Annotated in this window: 11 protein-coding genes; 6 read left to right on the top strand and 5 right to left on the bottom strand. The window is 69.3% G+C overall.

From position 1 onward, the window contains the following. Positions 1-171: 171 nt before the first annotated feature. On the bottom strand, positions 172-909 hold the full coding sequence (locus AC5P8R_RS15820) for an SIMPL domain-containing protein (RefSeq protein ID WP_049406598.1): 738 nt from the start codon (positions 907-909) through the stop codon (positions 172-174). Positions 910-1,038: 129 nt separating this feature from the next. Here AC5P8R_RS15820 and AC5P8R_RS15825 point away from each other — a divergent pair, with 129 nt between their 5' ends. From AC5P8R_RS15825 to tldD, 4 genes are read left to right on the top strand one after another with little or no spacing between them, the layout of a single operon-like run. Beyond that, complete coding sequence (locus AC5P8R_RS15825) at positions 1,039-1,647, top strand: Maf family nucleotide pyrophosphatase (protein ID WP_032961948.1); 609 nt, start codon at positions 1,039-1,041, stop codon at positions 1,645-1,647. Continuing rightward, positions 1,640-3,127: a ribonuclease G gene (gene rng / locus AC5P8R_RS15830; RefSeq protein ID WP_005418079.1), complete on the top strand. Its 1,488-nt coding sequence runs from the start codon at positions 1,640-1,642 to the stop codon at positions 3,125-3,127. The genes AC5P8R_RS15825 and rng overlap by 8 nt, the downstream gene beginning before the upstream one ends. A 30-nt stretch (positions 3,128-3,157) precedes the next feature. Continuing rightward, on the top strand, positions 3,158-7,015 hold the full coding sequence (locus AC5P8R_RS15835) for a YhdP family protein (RefSeq protein ID WP_495223607.1): 3,858 nt from the start codon (positions 3,158-3,160) through the stop codon (positions 7,013-7,015). A gap of 58 nt (positions 7,016-7,073) precedes the next feature. Next, positions 7,074-8,519 carry a metalloprotease TldD gene (gene tldD / locus AC5P8R_RS15840; RefSeq protein ID WP_014647936.1) on the top strand — a complete coding sequence of 482 codons (1,446 nt, stop codon included), beginning with the start codon at positions 7,074-7,076 and terminating at the stop codon, positions 8,517-8,519. A 41-nt stretch (positions 8,520-8,560) separates the two neighbouring features. Here the strand turns inward: tldD and yjgA are convergent, their stop codons facing one another. Beyond that, a complete protein-coding gene (gene yjgA, locus AC5P8R_RS15845) occupies positions 8,561-9,148 on the bottom strand; it encodes a ribosome biogenesis factor YjgA (RefSeq protein ID WP_014647935.1) in 588 nt (195 codons plus the stop codon). A 68-nt stretch (positions 9,149-9,216) separates the two neighbouring features. On the opposite strand from yjgA, the gene pmbA reads away from it, so the two are divergent. Beyond that, entirely contained in the window at positions 9,217-10,584 is a 1,368-nt protein-coding gene (gene pmbA / locus AC5P8R_RS15850) for a metalloprotease PmbA (RefSeq protein ID WP_014647934.1), read from the top strand. 87 nt (positions 10,585-10,671) lie between these two features. Continuing rightward, positions 10,672-11,043, top strand: coding sequence for a DUF4870 domain-containing protein (locus tag AC5P8R_RS15855; RefSeq protein ID WP_014647933.1), 372 nt, complete (start codon positions 10,672-10,674; stop codon positions 11,041-11,043). 76 nt (positions 11,044-11,119) lie between these two features. Here the strand turns inward: AC5P8R_RS15855 and AC5P8R_RS15860 are convergent, their stop codons facing one another. From AC5P8R_RS15860 to tilS, 3 genes are read right to left on the bottom strand one after another with little or no spacing between them, the layout of a single operon-like run. Beyond that, positions 11,120-11,998 (bottom strand): polyprenyl synthetase family protein, encoded by an 879-nt coding sequence (locus AC5P8R_RS15860; RefSeq protein ID WP_014647932.1) that lies wholly within the window; start codon positions 11,996-11,998, stop codon positions 11,120-11,122. Next, positions 11,988-12,248, bottom strand: a complete 261-nt coding sequence (locus AC5P8R_RS15865) for an exodeoxyribonuclease VII small subunit (RefSeq protein ID WP_014647931.1) — start codon at positions 12,246-12,248, stop codon at positions 11,988-11,990. The genes AC5P8R_RS15860 and AC5P8R_RS15865 overlap by 11 nt, the downstream gene beginning before the upstream one ends. Positions 12,249-12,284: 36 nt before the next feature. Further along, positions 12,285-13,571, bottom strand: a complete 1,287-nt coding sequence (gene tilS, locus AC5P8R_RS15870) for a tRNA lysidine(34) synthetase TilS (protein ID WP_495223608.1) — start codon at positions 13,569-13,571, stop codon at positions 12,285-12,287. Between the last annotated feature and the right edge of the window lie 258 nt (positions 13,572-13,829).

Genomic DNA, 13,829 nt, shown 5'->3' on the forward strand with positions numbered 1-13,829 from the left:
GGCGGGGTTGCCGCACGCGGCTGGCAGTCCATCAGTAGCGCGGCACGACGGCTACTGCCTAGAGGCAGGGGCATGATCGTTGGGCTGGCCTTCAGCCAGTGTCGGCGGAGGGCACGAAAAAGGCGGGCCCCCTGCGGGACCCGCCTGTGTCGTCGACCGCGGCGGACGCGATCAGCGGCCCAGTTCGAACACCACGTCCAGGTTGACCGAGACGGTCGATTCGCCCGGTGCGACCGGGGTGGCCTTGTCCATCGCCGCACCGGCCGCCATGGTGCGCATCATCTGCATCGGGCGGAAACCGCCGCTGCTGTTCTCGGAGATGCTGACGATGCGGCGCACCTGCAGGCCCAGCGACTTGGCATAGGTCTGGGCGCGGGCCTGGGCCTTCTTCAGCGCGGCCAGGCGGGCTTCGTCATAGACCGGTTCGGGCTGGTCGATCTCAAACTGCGGACCGTTGATCTGGTTGGCGCCCTGAGCGGCCAGCGCATCGAGCACCTTGCCGAGCTTGGCGATGTCACGGACCTTCAGGCTGACCGTGTTGCTGGCCTGGTAGCCGGTGATCTTCGGCGCCTCGTTGTCGGCATAGCGGTACTGCGGGTTGAGGCTGACGCCGCTGGTCTGCACGTCGCGCTCGGCGATGCCGGCGGCCTTGATCGCGGCCAACACCTTGTCCATCTGCTGGGCGTTCTGGCGCATGGCGCTGTTGCCGTCGGCGGCCTGGGTGACCACGCCGGCCGACAGGGTGGCGACGTCCGGCACGCGGGTGGCCTCGGCGTTGGCCGAAATGTTCAGCAGGGTGCCTTCGGCCGCGGCGGCGATCGAGGGCGACGAAGGAGCAGCATGGGCAGTCATCGAGGTTCCAAGGGCGAGGGACAGGGCGAGCAGCAGCGGGGTGGCGGTCAGGCGCATGGGATCTCCTTGTTGTGCGGTGAGGGTGGTGTCGTAGCGATGAACGCGCTGTGAGCCTGTACGGGGTTGTACGCGTTCCGTAACGGGTTGCCGACGATTCAGGTGACGGGCTCAGGTTATGCTGTGCCGATGCTCTATCTTGCTTCCCGCTCCCCCCGACGCAACCAGTTGCTGGCCCGACTCGGACGCCCCTTCCAGGCCCTGGACCTGGAGGTCGTCGAGCAGCGCGCCGCGACCGAGAGTGCCGAACAGTATGTGTGCCGGGTCGCCGCCGACAAGGCGCGCGCCGGGCTGGCCCGGGTGCTGGCCGAAGACCCGCAGGCGCGGGTGCTCGGCTCGGACACCGAGGTGGTGCTGGACGGTGAAGTGTTCGGCAAGCCGGCCGACGCCGCCGGCGCGCGCGCGATGCTGGCGCGCCTGGCCGGGCGCACCCACCAGGTGATGACTGCGGTGGTGGTGGTCGGCGCCGACGGGCTGGACAGCGAACTGGTCATTTCCGAAGTGACCTTCGCCCCGATCGCCGCCGCCGACATCGCCGCCTATGTCGCCACCGGCGAGCCGTTGGACAAGGCCGGGGCCTACGCCATCCAGGGCGGGGCCGAGCGCTGGATCGAACATCTTTCCGGCAGCTACTCCGGCGTCATGGGGCTGCCATTGCTGCATACCGATCGTCTGCTGGCGCGCTGTGGCGTGCCGGCCCCCACTGCCGATGCCGCCAGGGAGGCTGCCGATGTCTGAGGAAATCCTGGTCAATGTGACCCCCCGCGAAACCCGGGTCGCGGTGATCGAGAACGGCATGCTGCAGGAACTGCACATCGAGCGCGGCTGGCGCCGGGGTGTGGTCGGCAACATCTACAAGGGCAAGGTGCAGCGGGTCATGCCCGGCATGCAGGCCGCGTTCGTCGAGGTCGGCCTGGAGCGCGCCGCGTTCCTGCACGCCAACGACGTGGTGCGCCCGGCCCCGGTGGCCAGTGCCGACACCGAGAACACGACCCTGCCGCCGCCGGCCAGCGTGCCGATCGTCGAGCTGCTGCGTGACGGCCAGGACATCGTGGTGCAGGTGGTGAAGGACCCGATCGGCACCAAGGGTGCACGCCTGACCACGCAGATCAGCATTCCCTCGCGCTACATGGTGCTGCTGCCGCAGTCCAAGGTGGTGGGGGTGTCCGCGCGCATCGAGGATGAAACCGAGCGCGCCCGCCTGAAGGCGCTGGTGACCGAGTTGTCGGCGCAGCACGGCGGCTACGGCTACATCGTGCGCACCAACGCCGAAGGGCAGCCGGCCGAGGCCATCGCCGAGGACATCGCCTACCTGTCGCGCGTGTGGAACGTGGTCGAGCGCCGCGGCCGCGAAGCGCCGTCGTGCAGCATCATCTATGAAGACCTGAGCCTGCCGCTGCGGTCGGTGCGCGACCTGATCCGCAAGGACGTGGACAAGGTGAAGGTGGACTCGAAGGAAACCTTCGGCCAACTGCAGGCCTTCGTCGCCAAGTACATGCCGGTGCTGGCCGAGAAGCTGGAGCTGTACTCCGGTGACCGCCCGATCTTCGACATGTTCGGCGTGGAGGACGAGATCGGCCGCGCGCTGGACAAGCAGGTGCCGCTGAAATCCGGTGGCTACCTGGTGATCGACCAGACCGAGGCGATGACCACCATCGACGTCAACACCGGCTCGTTCCTCGGCCAGCGCAACCTGGAAGAAACGGTGTTCCGCACCAACCTGGAAGCGGCGCAGGCGGTGGCGCGGCAGCTGCGGCTGCGCAACCTGGGCGGCATCATCATCATCGACTTCATCGACATGGATGATGCGGAGCATCGTCGCCAGGTGCTGCGCACGCTGGAAAAGGCGCTGGCCCGCGACCATGCCAAGACCACGGTCTATGATTTCTCGCCGCTGGGCCTGGTGGAGATGACCCGCAAGCGTACGGTGGAAAGCCTGGAGCGCCAGCTGTCGGAGACCTGCCCGCAGTGCAGCGGCCGCGGCAGCATCAAGACCACCGAGACGGTGACCTACGAGATCTTCCGCGAGATCACCCGTGCCGTGCGCCAGTTCGACGCTGCGCGCCTGCTGGTGATCGCCTCGACCAAGGTGGTCGCGCGCATTACCGATGAGGAATCCTCGGCGGTGGCCGAGCTGGAAGAGTTCCTCGGCAAGAGCATCCGCTTCCAGGCGGACGAGCAGTACCTGCAGGAGCAATTCGATGTCGTTCTGCTCTGATCCTCGCCGGCTGCAGGCCGGCGGTGGCCGATGAGCGCGCCGCCGCGCCTGCGACCGCGAAGGATCCGCCGTCATTTCATTGCCGCCTGTGCGGTGGGCCTGGTCGGGCTTGCACTGCTGGTGGGCACGCTCAGCCAGCTGCTGCCGCTGGCCGAGCGTCATCCTGACAGGATTGCCGCCTGGCTGAGCGAGCGTGCCGGCCAGCCGGTGCGTTTCGACCAGCTGCAGACCGCCTGGACCCGTCGTGGCCCGCTGCTGCAGCTGAAAGGCCTGCGCATCGGCGCCGGGCAGGGCCTGGCGATCGGCGAGGCCGAGGTGCTGGTATCGATGTACAGCGGGCTGCTGCCCGGGCGCTCGCTGACCGAGCTGCGCCTGCGTGGCCTGGCGCTGGATCTGCAGCAGGGCGAGGACGGACGCTGGACGGTGCGCGGGCTGCCGCAATCGGACAACGGCGGCGATCCGCTGGATGCGCTGCGCCGGCTGGGCGAGCTGCAGGTGATCGGGGGGCGCCTGGGCGTGCACGCGCCGACGTTGGGCATCGACACCACGCTGCCGCGCATCGACCTGCGCATGCGGGTCAATGGCGATCGCCTGCGCGTGGGCGTACGCGCCTGGGCGCAGCCCGAAGCGCTGCCGCTGACCGCGGTGCTGGACGTGGACCGTGCGCGCGGCAACGGCGAGGCCTGGCTGGGCGCCGACCCGGTCGATTTCCACGCCTGGGCGCCCTTGCTGGCGGCTGGCGGCGTGCGCCTGCGCGAGGGCAAGGGCGAGTTGAACCTGTGGTTGACCCTGCGCGATTTCGCGCCGGTGGCGCTGACCACGGATTCGGACCTGCGCGACGTGCGTATCGATGGCGCACCGATACCCGGCATGGCGGCGCCGCAGCTGCAGCTGCAGCGACTGCAGGCCCGCCTGCGCTGGCAGCGCCAGGCCGAGGGCTGGGCGCTGCAGGTACCGCAGCTGCGGCTGAAGAATGAAGACGGCGAGCAGCGCCTCGATGGCCTGCAGCTGCAGGTCGGCAAACAGCTGCAGGTCCGTTCCGGTGAAGTGCAGGCCGGCATCGCACTGCGTGCGCTGGCCCTGAGTGATCGCCTTGAGCCGGGCCTGCGTCGCTGGCTGTTCCTGTCCAGGCCGCAGCTGGACGTGCGCGCGTTGCAGCTGTCGGGCGAACGCGATGGCCCCCTGTGGGCGCAGGGTGAACTGCAGTCGCTGGGTTTCGCCAGCGTGGGCAACTCGCCCGGCCTGCGCGGCCTGGGCGGGCGCTTTGAAGGCGACGCCGACGGCTTCAGCCTGCAGCTGCAACCGCAACGGCAGCTGCAGTTCGATTGGCCGACCGGCTTCGGCGTGCGCCATGACCTGCACCTGGCCGGACAGATCGTGGGCTGGCGCGACGAGGGCGGTGGTTGGCGGATCGGGACGCCGGCGATGCGTGTGGAAGGCACCGACTACGCGGCCGACGTGCGCGGCGGGGTCTGGTTCCAGGGCGACGGCACGCGGCCGTGGCTGCAGCTGGCCGCGAAGCTGGACGACGTGCCGATGACGGCGGCCAAGCGCTTCTGGATCCACTCCAAGATGAGCAAGGGCGCCACCGACTGGCTGGACATGGCGCTGGCTGGCGGCCAGGTGCGCAATGGCGTCGGCCTGGTCACCGGTGACCTGGACGACTGGCCGTTCGACAACAATGATGGCCGCTTCGAGGCCACCGGCCACATCACCAATGGCGACATCCGCTTCCAGCACGACTGGCCGCTGATGAGCCAGGTCGACGCCGACATCGCCTTCATCGGCCCTGGCTTCGACATGCGTGGACGGGGTGATCTTGCCGGCGTGGCGGTACAGAAATTCGAAGCGGGCATTCCGGACTTCGGGCACCAGCCGTTGTACGTACGTGCCGACGCGCCGAGCGAGGCCGGCAAGCTGCTGGCGATGCTGCGCCAGAGCCCGTTGCACAAGGATTACGGCGATACGCTGGACAATCTGGTCGCCAGTGGTCCGGCCCATGTGACCTTCGATCTGCTGCAGCCGCTGCATCAGGACGAGGGCGAGGGCCACCTGCAGGGCACGGTCGATCTGGCCGGCGTGAAGCTGGTCGACAAGCGCTTCCAGCTGACCTTTGACAACATGCACGGGCAGGCGCGCTACAGCAATGGCGGTTTCGGCGCCGAGGACCTGGCGGTGCGCCACCTCGGCCAGGAAGGACGGCTGAGCCTGCGTGCCGGCGGTTACGTGCATGACAGCACGCGCGCCTTCGAGTCGCAGCTGACCGCCCGCCTCGATGCCAGCGTGCTGATCGACCGTGCTCCGGAGATGGCCTGGCTCAAGCCTTACATCAACGGCAATTCGGCCTGGACCATCGGCGTCAACCTGCCCAAGGTGGCGCCCGGCGCGCCTGCGCCGCCGAGCGAGCTGCGACTGAGTTCGGACCTGGTCGGCACCCGGCTCGACCTGCCGGCGCCGCTGGACAAGCCGGCCGCCGAGCCGCTGGCGACCACGGTGGCCGCGCAGCTGCCGATGGGCGCCGGCCGCATCGATGTGGCGTTCGGCCAGCGCCTGGCCCTGGCCGCGCGCAGCCACAACAACCAGACCGGTGTGCAGGTCACGCTGGGCAGCGACCATGTCGACCGCGAGCCGCCGGCGAGCGGACTGACGGTCAATGGCCGCAGCCCGACCCTGGATGCGCTGGAGTGGATCAGCCTGGCGCGCGGGGGGAGTGACGACGACGCGATGCCGCTGCGCGCGGTCGACGTGCAGGTCGGCCAGCTCAAGCTGATCGGCGGAGTCTTCGAGCAGACCCGGCTGCAGCTGCACCCGGGCCCGCAGGCACTGGACGTGCGCCTGGACGGGCCGTCGCTGGCCGGCCGCCTGACCGTACCCAACGCCGACGGCGGCACCATCAGCGGCCAGCTTGACCGCGTGCACTGGCAGTCACTGCCGGCGGCACCGGGTGCGGCCGCCGCGCCGGCGCGGGTACAGGCCGGTGCCAATGACATGGACCCGGCCAAGCTGCCGCCGTTCGCGCTGGACATCGCCGACCTGAAGTTCGGCAAGGTGGTGCTGGGCCAGGCGGTGCTGCGCACGCGCCCACTAGCCAACGGCCTGAACGTGGACGCGTTGCGCTTCCGCGCGCCGGACCAGGAAATCGACATCACCGGCCGCTGGCTCGGCCGTACGGGCGGCGCCCGTACCGAACTGACCGCGCAGGTGCGCAGCGAGGACCTGGGCGGGCTGATGCAGAACCTTGATTACGGCGGCCAGCTGCGCGGCGGTTCCGGCCAGGCGCAGCTGCAGGCGGCCTGGAGCGGGGGGCCGTCGGACTTCCAGCTGGGCAACCTGCAGGGCAGCCTCGACCTGCATGCGCGCAATGGCCAGCTGCTGGAGCTGGAGCCGGGCGCCGGCCGCGTGCTGGGCCTGCTCAGCGTCGCGCAGCTGCCGCGGCGGCTGATGTTCGATTTCCGCGACTTCTTCTCCAAGGGCTTCGCGTTCAACCAGATCGAGGGCAGCATGCAGTTCGGTCAGGGCATGGCGCGCACCGACAAGGTGCTGATCGAAGGCCCGGCGGCCAACATCACCATCCGTGGCCAGGCCGACCTGCGCAACCAGCAGTTCGACCAGACCATCGACGTCAACCCGCGCGCGGGCAACCTGCTGACCGTGGTCGGTGCGGTGGCCGGCGGCCCGGTGGGGGCGGCGCTGGGCGCGGCCACCAATGCGGTATTGTCCAAGCCGCTGGGCGAGATTGGCGCCCGTACCTACAAGGTGACCGGTCCATGGAAGGAGCCGAAGGTGGAAGTGATCGAGCGCAGCCGCGACAAGACCCCATCACCGCCCGTGCCGGCACCTGCACCGGCCATTCCGCCGACCGTCACCGACCTGCCGCGCTCGCGCTGAGCACGGCTTCCTGTTCACGGGGCTTGCCTGAGCGCCCCCGCACCCCCAGATCGAAACCATGACTGATATCGCCCTGACGCTTGCCCAAGACCGCCTGCTGCGCCCCGGCGGCCTGGATACCGCCGGCCTGGAGCGCACCTTCGGGCAGCTGCTCGGCCCTGGTGTCGACTTCGGCGACCTTTATTTCCAGCACGCCCGCCGCGAGAGCTGGAGCGTGGAAGACGGCATCGTCAAGGACGGCGCCCATTCCATCGAGCAGGGCGTGGGCGTGCGGGCGATTTCCGGCGAGAAGACCGGCTTCGCCTACTCCGATGACATCCATGCCGATGCGCTGCTGGCGGCGGCGCAGTCGGCGCGCGCGATCTCGCGCGAGGGCGGTGCGCAGACCGGACGTTCGCTGCTGCGCGGCAATGCGCGCGCGCTGTACCCGGCGCTGGACCCGATCGACGGCATCGGCAACGAGGCCAAGGTCGAGGTGCTCAAGCGCCTGGATGGCTACCTGCGTGCCGCCGACCCGCGCGTGAAGCAGGTGATGGTGAGCCTGTCCGGCGGCGTCGATACGGTGCTGATCGCCCGCAGCGACGGCGTGCTGGCGGCCGACGTGCGCCCGCTGGTACGCCTGAACGTGCAGGTCATCGTCGAACACAACGGCCGTCGCGAGTCCGGCTACGCCGGTGGTGGTGGCCGTTATGGCTACGAAGCGCTGTTCGCCAGCGGCCGCCCCGAAGCCCTGGCCCAGGAAGCGCTGCGCCAGGCGCTGGTGAACCTGGACGCGGTGCCGGCGCCGGCCGGCATGATGCCGGTGGTGCTCGGCCCGGGTTGGCCGGGCGTGTTGCTGCACGAAGCGGTCGGCCACGGCCTGGAAGGCGACTTCAACCGCAAGGGCACCAGCGTCTACGCCGGCCGCATCGGCGAGCGCGTCGCCGCACCGGGGGTGACCATCGTCGACGACGGCACCCTCGACGGTCGCCGCGGTTCGTTGAACATCGACGACGAAGGCCACCCGAGCCAGTGCACCCCGCTGATCGAGGACGGCATCCTGGTCGGCTACATGCAGGACAGCCTCAACGCGCGGCTGATGGGCATGGCCCCGACCGGCAACGGGCGCCGCGAATCGTTCGCGCACCTGACCATGCCACGCATGACCAACACCTACATGCGCGCCGGCGAGCACGACCCGCAGGAGATGATCCGTTCGGTGAAGAAGGGCCTGTACGCGGTGAACTTCGGCGGTGGCCAGGTCGACATCACCAGCGGCAAGTACGTGTTCTCGGCCACCGAGGCCTACCTGATCGAGGATGGCCGCATCACCACCCCGGTGAAGGGCGCGACCCTGATCGGCAACGGCCCGGAGACCATGCAGAAGGTGCGCATGGTCGGCAACGATCTGGCCCTGGACGAGGGCGTGGGCATCTGCGGCAAGGACGGGCAGAGTGTGCCCGTGGGTGTCGGCCAGCCCTCGCTGTTGATCGAGGGCATCACCGTCGGCGGTACGCAGGCCTGAGCGTGGCGATGGCCGCGGCCACCGCCCGGGCCGGCGCGGACTCAGTCCTCGTCGGCCTCGTCGACCGGATCGCCGGCGTGTTCGTCGCCTGCCGTCTTCAAGCCCAGCGCCGCCGGCAGCATCAGCGTACGCAGCACCTGGAAGATCTCGCGGTAGGCGCGCGGCGGCTTGTTCTTCGCCTTTTCGGCCTGCGCGTTGCGTACCAGGGTGCGCAGCTGCTGGCGGTCGGCCTGCGGGTAGTCGTCAAGCAGGGCGGCCAGCGCCTTGTCACCGTCGGCCAACAGGCGGTCGCGCCAGTCTTCCACGCGGTGCATCATCGCCACTTCGCGGCGGCCAGTCTCGCTGTTGGCGTCCAGCGCATCGCGGATCGCGTCCAGCGTTGCCTCGTCCTCGCGGCGCATGTGCTTGGCCAGGAACGCCAGCTGGCGCTTGTGGGCGATGTGGGCGGTGATGCGCTTGCACTCGGCGATATGCGGCAGCAGGTCTTCCGGGATCGGCAGGCGCGCCAGCTGGGCCGGGGTCAACGACACCAGCTTCTCGCCCAGGGCCAGGACGTCGAGCGCGTCGCGCCGGTTCTGGCTGCGGCTCTTGTCGTGGAATTCACCGGTTTCTTCGTCGCGTCCGCGCATCGTCCCTACCTGATCTCAAAAAAAGTCGCCCGGCGTGATGCCGGGCCCAACCTGTACAGGATAAAGCATTGAACGTGATCGCCCCTGAAGTGGCCGTCGGCGACGACAGCCCGGCCCGGCTGGAACGGCTGGCCGACCTCTCCCAGCAGCTGCTCGACCGCGCCCGCGCGCTGGGCGCCAGCCAGGCCGAGGTCAGTTGCAGCGAGGACCGCGGACTGGAGGTCAATGTCCGCCTCGGCGAGGTCGAGACCGTGCAGTCCACGCGTGACCGCGGCATCGCCGTGACCGTCTATTTCGGCCAGCGCAAGGGCAGTGCCAGCACCGGTGACCTGAACGAGGCCAGCCTGGCCGCTACGGTCGAGCAGGCCTGCGCGATTGCCCGGCATACCGAGGATGACCCGGCTGCCGGCCTGGCCGAGGCCGCACTGATGGCCACCGACTTCCCGGAGCTGGACGGTTGGCACCCGTGGGCGCTGCAGGCCGATGAGGCGGTGGACCTTGCCCTGGCCTGCGAGGCGGCCGGTCGCGAGGCCGACGCGCAGATCCGCAATTCCGACGGCGCATCGGTGTCGAGCATGCAGAGCCTGTCGGTGTATGCCAATTCGCATGGTTTCTTTGGTCGTGAGCGCGGCACCCACCATTCGGTCGGCTGCGCGCTGATCGCCGGGCAGGGCGATGGCATGCAGCGCGATGGCTGGTACACCAGCGCGCTTGCCCGGGAGGACCTGGAAGACGTGGGCCTGGTCGGCCGTCGTGCCGCCGAGCGCACCGTGGCCCGCCTGCAGCCGCGTTCACTGGCTACTGGCAGCATGCCGGTGCTGTTCGCCCCGGAAGTGGCGCGCAGCCTGGTCGGCCACCTGCTGTCGGCGGTGTCCGGCGGCGCCTTGTACCGCCAGGCCAGCTTCCTGCTGGACAGCGTCGGCCAACGCCTGTTCCCGGAATGGATGCAGATCGACGAGCTGCCGCACCTGCGCCGTGGCCTGCGCTCGGCCGCCTTCGACGGCGACGGCGTGGCCACCCGTAGTTCGGCGCTGGTCCGTGACGGCGTACTGCAGCGCTACGTGCTGGGCAGCTATTCGGCGCGCAAGCTGGGCCTGCAGACCACCGCCAATGCTGGCGGCGTGCACAACCTGCAGCTGGCGGCCAATGCCGGCCCGCTGGAAGAGATCGCCCGGCAGATGGGTGACGGCCTGCTGGTGACCGAGCTGATGGGGCAGGGCGTGAACGGGGTGACCGGCGATTACTCACGAGGCGCGGGCGGCTTCCGTGTCGAGAACGGCGAGATCCAGTACCCGGTGGACGGCGTCACCATCGCCGGCAACCTGCGCGAGATGTTCAGCAGCATCGAGGCGGTCGGCAGCGACGTCGACCCGCGCTCGCACATCCGGACCGGTTCGATCCTGCTGGGGCGGATGACCGTCGCCGGTAATGATTGATGGCATTGATGACGTAAGCTATGCGCGCCTGACGCAACCAGCTTGGTGCTGGTGGGTCAAGACCACCCAATGAAAAGGAGTTTTGTCGTGAGCGAATTCGATAACGTCCCGCCGCCGCCGGCAACCACCGATGCCCCGGCCGACCAGCGCACCATGGCGCTGGCTGCGCACCTGCTGGGCATCTTCACCTGGTTCATCGGCGCCCTGATCATCTGGCTGATCAACAAGGATGACGCCAGCAAGGCCTTCGTGACCGACCAGGCCAAGGAAGCGCTGAACTTCCAGATCACCGTGACCATCGCCATGGTCATCAGCATCATCCTGATGGTGGTGATCATCGGCGGCATCCTGGCGCCGATCGTGGGCATCATCAACCTGGTGTTCTGCATCATTGCCGCAGTCAAGGCCAACAACGGCGAAGCCTATCGCTACCCGTTCACCCTGCGCCTGATCAAGTAATACCGGCCGCATGCGCAAACAGGAACGCCCGGCATTGCCGGGCGTTCCTGTTTGAGGGCAGCGCCACCGGCGGCGATCAGTGATCGCGTTCCACCGCCAGCGTTGCCAGCGCGCGCAGCGCATCGGCCTCTTCGCCATGGCCGGCCAACGTGGCCTGCATGCGTGCGGCCAGTTCGCGCAGCTGCGCCTTCGCGCCGTCCATGCCGAGCAGCGCGGGGAAGGTGCTCTTGTCCTGCGCCTCGTCCTTGCCGGCGGTCTTGCCCAGCTGTTCGGAACTGGCTTCGACATCGAGGATGTCATCGCGGACCTGGAAGGCCAGGCCGAGTGCATCGGCGAAACTGTCGAGCTGGGCCAGCTGCGGCTCGTGGGCCTGGCCGCACAGCGCCCCCATGCGCACCGCTGCACGGATCAGCGCGCCGGTCTTCAGCGCATGCATGCGGGTCAGTGCCGCCAGGGTCTGCTGCTGGCCGGTGGCATCGATGTCCAGCGCCTGGCCACCGCACATGCCGGAGGCGCCGGACGCGTGAGCGAGGGTCTGCAGGCAGGCCACGCGCAGCGTGGCCGGCAGCGGCGCATCGGCCAGCAGGCCGAAGGCACGCGTCTGCAGGGCGTCGCCGGCCAGGATCGCGGTGGCTTCGTCGAAGGCGATGTGGGTGGTCGGCTTGCCGCGGCGCAGGGCGTCGTCGTCCATCGCCGGCAGGTCGTCATGCACCAGCGAATAGGCGTGGATCAGCTCGACAGCCATCGCCGCCGCGTCCAGCTGTTCCGGCTGCGCGCCGAACAGGTGGCCACTGGCATACACCAGCAGCGGGCGCATGCGTTTGCCACCGCCCAGCACCGAATAGCGCATGGCCTGGTGCAGGCGCTGCGGTGCTTCGGCGGGCGAGGGCAGGGCGGCATCGAGCTGGCTTTCGATACGGTCGCGCCAGCGCGCGAACAGGGCTTCAGCCGTCATGGTTGGGCGGATCGAAAGGCTCGGCCGTTTCCGGCTGGGCCGGATCGCTGAGCAGGCGCACGCGCAATTCGGCCTGCTCCAGCGCCTGCTGGCACTGACGGTACAGACCGACGCCGCGTTCGTAAGCACTGAGCGACGCTTCCAGGCTCAGCTCGCCGGTTTCCATCTGCTCCACCAGCTGCTCCAGCGATTCGAGCGACTGCTCGAACTGGGCGACCGGGGAGGCGTTTTCGGGGGACTTCTTGGCCATGCGGCAAGTGTGGACGGGCTGCGCGCGGGGGTCAATTCACCAGCCGCCGGGACGCCACTGCAGCTGCGCGTCGTGGGCCTGCAACCAGGCCTGCAGGGGAGCTGCGATGACCACGTCGGCGGCGGCAAGCAGCTGCGCTCCATCGAAGACCAGCGGCAGCTGGGCGCGTCGCCAGGGGGCAAGGTGTTCGCGTTGCAGGCAGTCCTTCAGCGCATGCGAATGCTGGCGACCGGGCAGCAGGATGCGTTCGCCGCCCACACGCGCACGGACCTGGAGCGGCCGTTCGAAGGCCTCGGCGCCGTGCAGGTGCAGCTGACCGCCATCGGGCAGCGCCAATGGCGCGCGTCCATCCCATCCGGCCTGCCAATCATGGGGAAGCGCCGGCAGTTGCGCGGGCAGGAGATAGGCGTGATCGCGCCATTGCTGGATGGCATGATCGTGCCAGCGCACCCGCGCCTGGCGATCGTTGCTGGCTGGTAGCAGCTCGTCCAGCGCCTGCTGCAGCACCGTGGCCGGCAGTGGGGCGGCCCCATGGCCGATCACCCAGGCACGCAGCACGCGCGCGGCGCGGCCCGGTGACACCTGGCGCAGCAGCTGCAGCGACAGCACACGCGGTGCCACCTCCAGATGCACGATCAGCTCGGCGTCCTCCTCGTCCAGCAGTTCGCGGGTCTGCCGGCAATGCAGGGCGCTGCCCGCCAATGCCGCGGCGGCGTGCGGCCAGCGCTGGCGCAGCAACGGCAGCACCTGCAGGCGCAGGAAATTGCGATCGGCGTGGTCGTCGGCGTTGCTGGGGTCTTCAACCCAGCGCAGCGCGTGCTGGTGCGCGTAATCGAGCAGCGCACGGCGCGGCACCGCCAGCAGCGGTCGCCACACACCGTGTTCGCCTACGCGGCTGTCTGCGGACATCGCGGCAAGACCATCGACGCCGGAGCCACGCAGGGCCCGCAGCAGGAAGGTCTCGGCCTGGTCGTCCAGGTGCTGCGCCAGCGCCAGTGTTTCGCCGTCGCGCAGTTCGGTGGCGAACGCGGCGCGTCGCGCCTGCCGTGCTGCGCCTTCCAGGCCCAGGCCCGATGTAGGGGCGATCTGCACGCGATGCACGGCCAGTTCGATGCCCAGCGCTGCGCATTGGTGCTGGCAATGCAGCACCCAGTCGTCCGCATCGGGGTGCAGGCCATGGTGCACGTGCACCGCGCGCAGCGCCGTGCCGGAGGCCTTGGCGCTGCGCCACAGCCAGTGCAGCAGCACGGTCGAGTCGACACCGCCGCTGTAGCCCACCAGCAGTGGCGCATCCAGCAGAACGAGGGCAGGGAAGGCAGTCACGGCGGCAAGTATAGGGTTGCTCGGCAGGGCTGCGCCCTGCACCCGCTACGATCCAGAGCAACGGCAACAGCAACAGCAGAAGCTGGTTTCCTGAGGGGAGGCGGGGTGGGTCCGGTAGCGGGAGACGCCGTAAACCCCCAGGCCGGCCCAGCCGCTGGCGGCTGTGCGTTCGGGCGCTTGCGAAGCAGTGCTTCGCAAGCAAAGCGCCCTCACCCATGGGGGCTTGGCCGCGGCATCCATGCCGCGGACACTCCCGCA

This window comes from Stenotrophomonas sp. YJH_SMC_73, from assembly GCF_059370155.1.

Coding starts and splice junctions, on each gene's coding strand:
- AC5P8R_RS15820 (WP_049406598.1), bottom strand. CDS start 909: ATGCGCCTGACCGCCACCCCGCTGCTGCTCGCCCTGTCCCTCGCCCTT.
- AC5P8R_RS15825 (WP_032961948.1), top strand. CDS start 1,039: ATGCTCTATCTTGCTTCCCGCTCCCCCCGACGCAACCAGTTGCTGGCC.
- rng (WP_005418079.1), top strand. CDS start 1,640: ATGTCTGAGGAAATCCTGGTCAATGTGACCCCCCGCGAAACCCGGGTC.
- AC5P8R_RS15835 (WP_495223607.1), top strand. CDS start 3,158: ATGAGCGCGCCGCCGCGCCTGCGACCGCGAAGGATCCGCCGTCATTTC.
- tldD (WP_014647936.1), top strand. CDS start 7,074: ATGACTGATATCGCCCTGACGCTTGCCCAAGACCGCCTGCTGCGCCCC.
- yjgA (WP_014647935.1), bottom strand. CDS start 9,148: ATGCGCGGACGCGACGAAGAAACCGGTGAATTCCACGACAAGAGCCGC.
- AC5P8R_RS15860 (WP_014647932.1), bottom strand. CDS start 11,998: ATGACGGCTGAAGCCCTGTTCGCGCGCTGGCGCGACCGTATCGAAAGC.
- AC5P8R_RS15865 (WP_014647931.1), bottom strand. CDS start 12,248: ATGGCCAAGAAGTCCCCCGAAAACGCCTCCCCGGTCGCCCAGTTCGAG.